Annotated in this window: 7 protein-coding genes and 1 pseudogene; 2 read left to right on the top strand and 6 right to left on the bottom strand. The window is 66.2% G+C overall.

The features are described 5' to 3' along the window. A partial coding sequence (locus G3N99_RS10470; protein WP_206122348.1) for an MFS transporter occupies window positions 1-899 on the bottom strand: 899 nt, incomplete at its 3' end. 63 nt (window positions 900-962) lie between these two features. Between G3N99_RS10470 and tetR the strand changes: the two genes are divergently transcribed. Beyond that, window positions 963-1595 carry a tetracycline resistance transcriptional repressor TetR gene (tetR, locus tag G3N99_RS10465; RefSeq protein WP_206122347.1) on the top strand — a complete coding sequence of 211 codons (633 nt, stop codon included), beginning with the start codon at window positions 963-965 and terminating at the stop codon, window positions 1593-1595. A gap of 5 nt (window positions 1596-1600) precedes the next feature. On the opposite strand, the gene miaA is transcribed toward tetR, so the two are convergent. Continuing rightward, the gene (gene miaA / locus G3N99_RS10460; protein WP_206122346.1) at window positions 1601-2575 is read right to left on the bottom strand and encodes a tRNA (adenosine(37)-N6)-dimethylallyltransferase MiaA; all 975 of its coding nucleotides are present in this window, start codon (window positions 2573-2575) and stop codon (window positions 1601-1603) included. Continuing rightward, on the bottom strand, window positions 2572-4557 hold the full coding sequence (gene mutL, locus G3N99_RS10455; protein ID WP_206122345.1) for a DNA mismatch repair endonuclease MutL: 1986 nt from the start codon (window positions 4555-4557) through the stop codon (window positions 2572-2574). Before mutL ends, miaA begins: the two co-directional genes overlap by 4 nt. A gap of 173 nt (window positions 4558-4730) precedes the next feature. Here mutL and G3N99_RS10450 point away from each other — a divergent pair, with 173 nt between their 5' ends. Then, a complete protein-coding gene (locus tag G3N99_RS10450; RefSeq protein WP_174939295.1) occupies window positions 4731-5414 on the top strand; it encodes a DedA family protein in 684 nt (227 codons plus the stop codon). Window positions 5415-5568: 154 nt separating this feature from the next. Here the strand turns inward: G3N99_RS10450 and G3N99_RS10445 are convergent, their stop codons facing one another. The 3 genes and pseudogenes from G3N99_RS10445 to G3N99_RS10435 all read right to left on the bottom strand — a co-directional run. Then, window positions 5569-6996: a mannose-1-phosphate guanylyltransferase/mannose-6-phosphate isomerase gene (locus G3N99_RS10445; RefSeq protein ID WP_206122344.1), complete on the bottom strand. Its 1428-nt coding sequence runs from the start codon at window positions 6994-6996 to the stop codon at window positions 5569-5571. 121 nt (window positions 6997-7117) lie between these two features. Next, entirely contained in the window at window positions 7118-7930 is an 813-nt protein-coding gene (locus tag G3N99_RS10440; protein ID WP_174984160.1) for a mechanosensitive ion channel family protein, read from the bottom strand. A gap of 198 nt (window positions 7931-8128) precedes the next feature. Further along, a pseudogene (locus tag G3N99_RS10435) lies at window positions 8129-8389 on the bottom strand (cupin domain-containing protein); the annotation flags it as partial. Window positions 8390-8482: the final 93 nt, after the last annotated feature.

Raw genomic sequence — 8482 nt, 5'->3', positions numbered from 1 at the left:
CACGCGGCGGTCGCGAACGCGATCGCCACGAGCCCGAGCGCGTCGCCCGCGAGGCCCATTGCGAGTGCGCGGCGCTCGCCGAGCCGCGCGATCAGCGGCCCGATCGCGAATGCCTGCGCGAGTGCGTGGCACGCGCCGTAGCCCGCCAGCGACAGCCCCGCGATCGGCGTCGACCAGCCGAAATGTTCCTGGCCGTACAGGATCCACAGCGTCGCGGGCGCCTGCGACACCAGCGCCACGATCACGTAAATGCCGATCAGCGGCACGAGTGCCGGTGCGCCGCTCAGCCGGCGCAGGCTGGCGAAAGGGTTGAGCGCGCCGACCGCATGGCCTTCGCGGGCCGAACGCGGCCGCGATTCCGGTAGCGCGCGCCAGACGAGTGCGAGGTTGAGCGCATTGAGCACCGCGGCCGTGACGAACGGCGCGCGCACGTGCAGCGCGCCGAGCAGGCCACCGAGCAACGGGCCCGCGATGAAGCCGATGCCCATCATCGCGCCGAGCTGGCCGAAGCGTCGTGCGCGATCGGGCTCGGCGGTGACGTCGGTGACATAGGCAGTCGCGACCGCGACGTTCGCGCCGGTGATGCCCGCGATCAGCCGCCCCACGTAAAGCCACGCGAGTGTCGGCGCGAGCGCCATCAGCAGGTAGTCGAGCGCGGCGCCCGCGAGCGACACGAGCAGGACGGGCCGGCGGCCGAAGCGGTCGCTCAGCGCGCCCAGCAGCGGTGCGCACAGGAACTGCGCGAACGCGTACAGCGCGAGCAGGATCCCGTAATGGGTGTCGGTGCTGCCTGCGTCGGCGAGCGAGCGCAGCAGCCCGGGCAGGATCGGCATCACGATCCCGACGCCGATCGCGTCGAGCAGGACCGTGGCCAGGATGGCAATCAGGGACGGATTCAAGAGCGTGACTCTATCGGTGATAGAGTGGCGATTATTCCACAGCTTTCCCTATCGGTGATAGAGATGAAGGACACAGGGGCGCGGCTGACGCGCGACTCGGTATTGCGCGCGGCGCTCGAACTGCTCGACGAAGTCGGCATCGACGGGCTGTCGACGCGGAAGCTCGCCGAGCGGCTCGGCGTGCAGTCGCCGACGCTTTACTGGCATTTCCGGAACAAGGGCGAACTGCTCGATGCGATGGCCGAGGCGATCATGCTCGAGCGTCACGATGCGTCGCTGCCGCGGCCGGGCGAAGCGTGGGATGCGTGGCTTATCGACAACGCGCGCAGTTTCCGTCGTGCGCTGCTGGCCTATCGCGACGGCGCGCGCCTGCATGCCGGTACGCGGCCGCGTGCGCTGCATTTCAGCTCGATCGAACGCAAGGTCGCGCTGCTCGGCGACGCGGGTTTCGCGCCGGACGAGGCGGTCGACTTGATGTATGCGCTGGGTCGCTTCGTGGTCGGATGGGTGCTGGAGGAGCAGGCGGAACCGGACGCTGACGCCGATGCACCGCTGCCGGACGCGACCGAGTATCCGCTGCTCGCGAAGGGTTGGGCGGCGCTGCGTACGCGCGGCGGCGACGAAGCGTTCGAGCGCGGCGTCACATTGATCGTCGACGGCGCCCGCGCGCGCCTGGCAGCGCGCGAGCGCGGCTGACGCGGTCAGCCCGGCGTGCTGCCGTCGAGCACGTGTTCGAGCGCGTCGAGTGCGCGGGCCGCCGAGTCCGGTGCGATGCAGTCGACGACGATCCGCTCCGGCATCGCGCGCAACCAGGTGATCTGGCGCTTGCAGAGCTGGCGCGTCGCGAAGATGCCCTTGTCGCGCATCGTCCGGTAGTCGGTGTCGCCGTCGAGGAATTCCCACGCCTGCCGGTAGCCGACGCAGCGCATCGACGGCAGGTCGGGATGGAGGTCTTCGCGACGGCGCAGCCGCTCGACTTCGTCGATGAAACCCGCGTCGAGCATCGCGTCGAAGCGCTGCTCGATTCGTTTGTGCAGGACGGCGCGATCGGACGGTTCGAGCGCGACCGGTACGAAGCGGTAGGCGGCGGCCGCATCGTCCGTGCGCCGCGGTGCGGCGAGCAGCGTCGACATCGGCTGCCCGCTCAGCATGAACACTTCGAGCGCGCGCTGGATCCGCTGCGAATCGTTCGGCGCAAGCCGCGCGGCCGTGTCGGGATCGACTTGCGCGAGCCGCGCGTGCAGCGCAGGCCAGCCGTCGCGCTCGGCTTCGGCATCGAGTGTCGCGCGCACGTCCGGATCGGCGCCCGGCAGGTCGTTGAGCCCCTGCGTCAGCGCCTTGTAGTACAGCATCGTGCCGCCCGCCAGCAGCGGCGTGCGGCCACGCGCGGCGATCTCGCCGATCAGGCGCAGCGTGTCCGCGCGGAAACTCGCGGCCGAATACGCGTCGGCCGGATCGATGATGTCGATCAGGTGATGCGGCACGCTCGCGCGCTCGTCGCGCGAAGGCTTCGCGGTGCCGATATCCATGTCGCGGTAGACGAGCGCCGAATCGACGCTGACGATCTCGATCGGGCGGCGCGCGGCGAGCGCCAGCGCCGCGGCCGTCTTGCCCGAAGCGGTGGGGCCGAGCAGGCAGGCGATCGTCGTCGGGCTGGCGTGCGGTGCCGCGCTCATTGGCCGCGCATGAAGAGGCGGTCGAGATCGTTCAGCGTGAGCTGATACCACGTCGGCCGGCCGTGATTGCACTGGTCCGCGCGTTCGGTCGCCTCCATCTGCCGCAGCAGTGCGTTCATCTCGTCGAGCGTCAGGCGCCGGTTCGCGCGCACCGCGTGGTGGCAGGCGAGCGTGCCGAGCAGTTCGTGCTGACGCTCGGTGAGCACGCGCGAGCCGCCGAACGCATGCAGGTCGGCGAGCACCGCGCGCGCGAGCGACTGCAGGTCGGCATCCTTCAGCAGCGCCGGGACCGCACGGATCGCGAGCGTCGTCGGCGACAGCACCGCCAGGTCGAAGCCGAGCGATTCGAGCGTGTCGCGTTCTTCCTCGATCGTGCCGATCTCGACCGGCGTGGCCGTCATCGAAATCGGCAGCAGCAGTGCCTGCACGGCGACCGAGCGGTCGGCAAGCGCGTTCTTGAACTGTTCGTACAGGATCCGCTCGTGCGCCGCGTGCATGTCGACGATCACGAGGCCGTGTGCGTTCTGCGCGAGCACGTAGATGCCGTGGATCTGGCCCAGCGCGAAGCCGAGCGGCTGCTCGTCGTGTGCGGTAGCGGCGATCGGCGAAGCCAGGAAGCCCGGCAGCGGCGCGGCCGGCGCGTCGGCCGAATCGCGGGCGATGGTCGTCGTGCCGTCAGGCGTGCCCGCGCCCGTGTCCTTGCGGCCGAACAGCGCGTCATAGAGCGCGAGCGGCTGCGCAACGGGCAGCGTGCCCTGGGTCATCCGCGCCTGACGCATCCAGGTATTGCCCGACGATGAGGCCGAGGACGGCGAGAAGCCGCTGCCGCCGGTTGCGTTGCCCTGCTGGCTCTGGCCGAGCGGTGTATCCAGGAACGACGACGGCCCGCGCGGCGCCGGTGAGAGTTGCGCGGCATGGCCGCCCGCCGTGGTTTCCGGCGACGCGCCCGCGTGGCGTGCAAGCGCACGCTGGACGGCATGGAACACGTACTGATGGATCGAGCGCGAATCGCGGAAACGCACCTCGATCTTCGATGGGTGCACGTTCACGTCGACGGCTTCGGGCGGCAGGTCGAGGAACAGCACGTACGACGGGTAGCGGTCGCCGTGCAGCACGTCCTCATAGGCAGCGCGCACCGCGTGCGTCAGCAGCTTGTCGCGCACGAAGCGCCCGTTGACGAAGAAGTATTGCTGGTCGGCGCGCCCGCGGCTCGCGGTCGGCAGGCCTGCGCAGCCGTAGACCGCAAGCGGGCCGGCCTGCTCGTCGAGCGGCAGGTGCGCGGTCGCGAAACTGTCGCCGAGGATCTTCGCGACGCGCTGTGCCGGTTCGGTCGCATTCCAGTGCTCGACCGCCTTGCCGTTGTGCAGCACCGAGATCGCGACGTCCGGCCGCGCGAGCGCGGCGCGGCGGATCATTTCTAGGCAGTGGCCGAACTCGGTCTGCTCGCTCTTCAGGAACTTGCGGCGCGCGGGCGTGTTGAAGTACAGCTCGCGGACCTCGATCGTCGTGCCGGTCGCGCCGGCGGCGGGGGACAGTACGCCCGTCTGCGCGTCGATCTTCATCGCGTGCGCGGCATCGGCTGTCCGGCTCGTGATCGACATCTCGGCCACCGACGCGATCGACGCGAGCGCTTCGCCGCGGAACCCGAGCGTGGCGACTGCCTCGAGCTCCTCGAGCGAGCGGATCTTGCTGGTGGCGTGGCGCATCAGCGCGAGCGCCAGCTCGTCCGGCGGAATCCCGCAGCCGTCGTCGGTGATCGAGATGCGTTTGACGCCGCCTTCTTCCAGCACGATGCGCAGCGTCCTGGCGCCGGCGTCCATCGCGTTCTCGAGCAACTCCTTGACGACCGACGCCGGGCGTTCGACGACCTCGCCGGCGGCGATCTGGCTGATCAGCTGGTCGGGCAGGGGCTGGATCGCGCGCAGCGGGCGCGGAGCAGGGGCGGGCGCGGCGCCCGCGGCCGTTTCGGTGATATCGGACATGGCCGAATTATAGCGAGGCGGCGAATGCGTGCCGGGGCGACCGCCGGTTACGTTTTTTCACGGAGCCTTAAGGTAGTTTCGGTATCATGGGTTCGTTACACGCCCCGCCTTGACCGGCGGGCGCTACAGCCTTTTTCGGCCGTTCCGGCCCTATCGCCTTCGAGGAATCGCATTTGGATACGCTGCTTCATTTCGTCAACCTTGTCCTGCATATCGACGCTTTCCTTGGCGATTTCATCCGGCAGTACGGCGCGTGGGTCTACCTCGTGCTGTTCCTGATCGTGTTCTGCGAGACGGGGCTCGTCGTGTTCCCGTTCCTGCCCGGCGATTCGCTGCTGTTCATCGGCGGCGCGTTCGCGGCGACGGGCGAGATGAATGTCGGCCTGCTGATCGTGCTGCTGCTTGTCGCCGCGATTACCGGCAACACGGTGAACTACATGATCGGCCGCTGGGTCGGCCCGAAGGTGTTCAATACGCATATCCCGGTGCTCGAGCGCTTCCTCGATCGCGCCGCGCTGCAGAAGACCCATTCGTTCTACGACAAGCACGGCGGCAAGACGATCGTGCTCGCGCGCTTCATTCCGGTTGTGCGCACGTTCGCGCCGTTCGTCGCGGGCGCGTCGTCGATGAGCGTCGCGCGCTTCCAGCTTTTCAACGTGATCGGTGCGCTGGTGTGGGTGCTGCTGCTCGTGCTGCTCGGCTATTTCTTCGGCAATATCCCGTTCATCCGCCAGTACCTGAACGTGATCGTGCTGGTCGGGATCGGGGCGGCGGTCGTGCCGGTCGCGCTCGGCGCGGTGTGGAAGCTGGTGCGCGGGCGGCAGTCGGATGGTGCGCAGAAGACGGGCGGGCGCTGAGCGGGCGCTTCGTTTTCTTTTCGGTGCAGTAAAAAAGCGTGGCAGGTGCCACGCTTTTTTTCGTCCGGTGCCGCCGTTACGCGTTGCGATGCGAGATCGGGGTTTCGGGCGTGCGATCGAGGCTGGCTGCGCTGTGCGCCGGGAAATGTCGCAGTTACGACGTTACGCGGCCGTAGGTGTCTTCGAAGCGGACGATGTCGTCCTCGCCGAGATACGAGCCAGACTGTACTTCGATAAGTTCGAGCGGAATCTTGCCGGGGTTTCTCAACCGATGTGGGGTGCCGAGAGGGATGTATGTTGACTGATTTTCGGTAAGGATGATTTCTACATCGCCATTCGTCACAAGCGCCGTACCTTTCACGACAATCCAGTGTTCGGCACGGTGATGATGCATCTGCAGGCTCAGTTGTGCTCCAGGAGCGACGATGATCCGCTTGACCTGGAAGCGATCGCCTGCATCAATGCTTTCATAGGAGCCCCACGGCCGTGGGACACGACGGTGCATGACTGATTCGAGCCGTCCCGAACGATTCAGTTGTTCGACAACCTTCTTTACGTCCTGGACGTGGTCGCGATGCGCGACCAGGACGGCATCTGCAGTTTCGACCACAACGACATCCCGGACGCCGATCGCCGCAACCATCCGGTGTTCCGCACGGATGTAGGAGTTTGCCACAGTGTCCGTATAGATGTCGCCGGAAACAGTATTGTTTTGGTCGTCGCGCGTGGCAATATCGGCGAGCGCGTTCCACGAACCGACATCGCTCCAGCCGAGTTCGGGAGCCGCGACCACGGCCGCGCGTTTCGTCTTCTCCATGACGGCGTAGTCGATGGAGATGTCCGGACAAGCGCCGAATGCTTCGATATCGAGACGCAGAAAATCATAGTCCTGCTGCGCACAATCGACTGCTTGTGCTGCATGTCGGGCGATGTCGGGGGCATGTTGCGCGAGCTCGTCGAGATAGACCGATGCATTCAGCAGGAACATGCCGCTGTTCCAGTAATAGCGGCCGTCATTGACGAATTCCTCAGCGCATTTACGGTCGGGCTTTTCGACGAATGCGTCGACGGCGTGAGCACCGTTGCTGGTTTCAAGTGCTTCGCCGCGGCGGATATATCCGTATCCGGTATGCGGCTCGTTGGGGGGAATCCCGAATGTGACGAGATGTCCGCGCTTTGCGACAGCGGTCGCGGTGTCGACGGCCGTGACAAATGCCGGCAGATTCTGGACGACGTGGTCCGACGGCAACACCAGAAGCAACGCATCCGGATCGTCGCGCAACGCGATCTGCGCCGCGACGGCAATCGCTGGTGCAGTGTTGCGGCCGAGCGGCTCCAGCACGATCGCCCGTGGCTTGATCCCGGTGTGCTGAAGTTGCTCTGCAATCATGAAGCGATGCGCGTGGTTCGCGACAATGACTGGAGGCGCGACGCCCGGCACTTCGCTCGCGCGAAGGACGGTCTGCTGGACAAGGGTTTGTTCTCCCGCCAGCTTCAGATACTGCTTCGGGTAGTTGCTGCGGGACATCGGCCACAGCCGGCTGCCGTTGCCACCGCATAGGAGGATCGGGTGGAGACTCATGCGGGGATGCCCGGGGTAGGGCGAATGGGTGACGGCTCGGTTGCCGGGGGAGTTATTCTAACAAAGCGGGGTAATCAAAAAGCGTGGCAGGTGCCACGCTTTTTTTCGTCCGGTGCCGCCGTTACGCGTTGCGATGCGAGATCGGGGTTTCGGGCGTCGGGTATTGCGCGTCGCGGAACGTCTCGATGATCACGCGGTTGGTGTCGCAGTACACCTGCCAGTAGTTTTCGGGTGCTGTGGACGGGCGCACGAACAGCAGCGGGCCTTCCGGCGTGAACTGCAGCACGCCGACGTCCGGCGCCGGGGTGGTCAGCACGTTCGGGATCTGCTGGACCGACGACTTCAGGCGGTTGATCGCGTCGACTGCATCGACGCCGTTCGCGATCTTCGCGGTCAGGTCGACGCGACGATACGACGTTGCGCTGTAGTTGGCGATGTTGTCCGAGAAGATCTTGTTGTTGCCGACGATCGTCACGATGTTGTCGGGCGTGATGATCGTCGTGCCGAACAGGCCGAGCTCCTTGACCGTGCCCGTGACGCCACCCGCATTGATCACGTCGCCGATCTTGAACGGGCGCAGCACCTGCATGAACACGCCTGCGGCGAAATGCGCGAGCAGGCCGCCCCAGGCGGTACCGATTGCGAGGCCAAGGCCGGCGAGCAGGGCGGCGAACGAGGTCGTCTGCACGCCGAAGATCTGCAGGATAGCGAGGATCAGCAGGACCGTCAGCAGCACGCTGACGACGGAGGTCAGGTAGTCGGTCAGCGTCGGGTCAACCTTGCCGCTGCGGCGGACGACCTTGCCGAGCAGGCGCGCGCCGATACGGATCGCCCAGCGGCCGATGAACCACAACACGATCGCGGCGAGGAGGTTGAGGCCGAAGTCGAGACCGCGGGTCATCAGGAATTGCTGGGCTGTGGCGAGATCGATCATGCGTTCTCCGAAGTCAAGAGTAGAAAGGGCGGCGCATGCACCGGGTGGGTGGCGCTTTTATAACCTGACCTGTGCGGGGCGGGCAACCTGCTGACATTGCTTGACGTAATGAAAAACGGGCAGGACGCGAGTGCGTGCTGCCCGCCTGGTGCCTAGGATCGACGCAAGTCGCGGCGCGTGACCCGGAAGTTGCCGTGTTTACTTCGCTGCGCGGCCGTACGTGTCTTCGAAGCGGACGATGTCGTCTTCGCCGAGATATGCGCCCGACTGGACTTCGATCAGTTCGAGCGGGATCTTGCCTGGGTTCGTCAACCGGTGGGTCGCGCCGAGCGGAATGTAGGTCGACTGGTTTTCGGTCAGCATGATTTCCTTGTCGCCGTTCGTGACCATTGCAGTGCCCTTCACGACGATCCAGTGCTCTGCGCGGTGGTGATGGAGTTGCAGGCCCGGCTGTGCGCCGAGGTTTCCTCTGTCAAGGGGCAAAGACTTTCCATGGCTTTTCGAATAGCGATTCGTCTATCGCGGAGGGGTGCGACGGAGCCTTGGAAAGGA

Source organism: Burkholderia sp. Ac-20392 (assembly GCF_017104585.1).
GTDB lineage: Bacteria > Pseudomonadota > Gammaproteobacteria > Burkholderiales > Burkholderiaceae > Burkholderia > Burkholderia lata.
This window is presented reverse-complemented; position numbering and strand designations above follow the sequence as displayed.

Excerpts from the sequence above, each read along its gene's own strand:
- tetR (WP_206122347.1), top strand. The coding sequence starts at position 963 with ATGAAGGACACAGGGGCGCGGCTGACGCGCGACTCGGTATTGCGCGCG.
- miaA (WP_206122346.1), bottom strand. The coding sequence starts at position 2,575 with ATGAGCGCGGCACCGCACGCCAGCCCGACGACGATCGCCTGCCTGCTC.
- mutL (WP_206122345.1), bottom strand. The coding sequence starts at position 4,557 with ATGTCCGATATCACCGAAACGGCCGCGGGCGCCGCGCCCGCCCCTGCT.
- G3N99_RS10445 (WP_206122344.1), bottom strand. The coding sequence starts at position 6,996 with ATGAGTCTCCACCCGATCCTCCTATGCGGTGGCAACGGCAGCCGGCTG.
- G3N99_RS10440 (WP_174984160.1), bottom strand. The coding sequence starts at position 7,930 with ATGATCGATCTCGCCACAGCCCAGCAATTCCTGATGACCCGCGGTCTC.